This window comes from Paenibacillus sp. 1001270B_150601_E10, from assembly GCF_015558675.1.
Lineage (GTDB): Bacteria > Bacillota > Bacilli > Paenibacillales > Paenibacillaceae > Paenibacillus_B.
This window is the reverse complement of sequence record NZ_JADMOL010000026.1, coordinates 1-1,353: the sequence shown is the minus strand read 5'-3', so window position 1 is coordinate 1,353 and position 1,353 is coordinate 1. Positions and strand designations below refer to the sequence as shown.

1 rRNA gene (only partly in view) is annotated in these 1,353 nt (G+C 54.1%); it reads left to right on the top strand.

Features of this window, described 5'->3' with window-relative positions:
- Nucleotides 1-1,342: ribosomal RNA gene (locus tag I2H74_RS24360) — 23S ribosomal RNA — on the top strand (it extends 1,585 nt beyond the left edge of the window).
- Nucleotides 1,343-1,353 lie beyond the last annotated feature (11 nt).

The following is a 1,353-nucleotide window of genomic DNA, read 5'->3' as shown; positions in this document are numbered from 1 at the left end:
TTATAGTACCGAAGGTCTTGATTTCAGGCTGCCAAGAAAAGCCTCTAGCCAGGTGAAGGTGCCCGTACCGCAAACCGACACAGGTAGGCGAGATGAGTATTCTAAGGCGCGCGGAAGAACTCTCGTTAAGGAACTCGGCAAAATGACCCCGTAACTTCGGGAGAAGGGGTGCCTCGGTAGGGTGAATAGCCCGAGGGGGCCGCAGTGAAAAGGCCCAAGCGACTGTTTAGCAAAAACACAGGTCTGTGCGAAGCCGCAAGGCGAAGTATACGGGCTGACGCCTGCCCGGTGCTGGAAGGTTAAGGGGAGTGGTTAGCCGCAAGGCGAAGCTATGAACCGAAGCCCCAGTAAACGGCGGCCGTAACTATAACGGTCCTAAGGTAGCGAAATTCCTTGTCAGGTAAATTCTGACCCGCACGAATGGCGTAACGACTTGGGCGCTGTCTCAACGAGAGATCCGGTGAAATTTTAATACCTGTGAAGATGCAGGTTACCCGCGACAAGACGGAAAGACCCCATGGAGCTTTACTGTAGCTTGATATTGGACTTTGGTACGGACTGTACAGGATAGGTGGGAGCCTAAGAAGCAGGAGCGCAAGCTTCTGTGGAGGCGCCGTTGGGATACCACCCTGTTCGTATCGGAGTTCTAACCTAGGACCGTAATCCGGTTCGGGGACAGTGTCAGGTGGACAGTTTGACTGGGGCGGTCGCCTCCTAAAGAGTAACGGAGGCGCCCCAAGGTTCCCTCAGAATGGTTGGAAATCATTCGAAGAGTGCAAAGGCAAAAGGGAGCTTGACTGCGAGACCTACAAGTCGAGCAGGGACGAAAGTCGGGCTTAGTGATCCGGTGGTACCGCATGGAAGGGCCATCGCTCAACGGATAAAAGCTACCCTGGGGATAACAGGCTTATCTCCCCCAAGAGTCCACATCGACGGGGAGGTTTGGCACCTCGATGTCGGCTCATCGCATCCTGGGGCTGAAGTAGGTCCCAAGGGTTGGGCTGTTCGCCCATTAAAGCGGTACGCGAGCTGGGTTCAGAACGTCGTGAGACAGTTCGGTCCCTATCTGTCGCGGGCGTAGGAAATTTGAGAGGAGCTGTCCTTAGTACGAGAGGACCGGGATGGACGTACCGCTGGTGCACCAGTTGTTTCGCCAGAAGCATAGCTGGGTAGCTAAGTACGGAAGGGATAAGCGCTGAAAGCATCTAAGCGTGAAGCCCCCCTCAAGATGAGATTTCCCAGTATGTAAGACCCCTTGAAGACGACGAGGTAGATAGGTTGGAGGTGGAAGCACAGCAATGTGTGGAGCTGACCAATACTAATCGGTCGAGGGCTTATCCTAAAAGAAAAGAT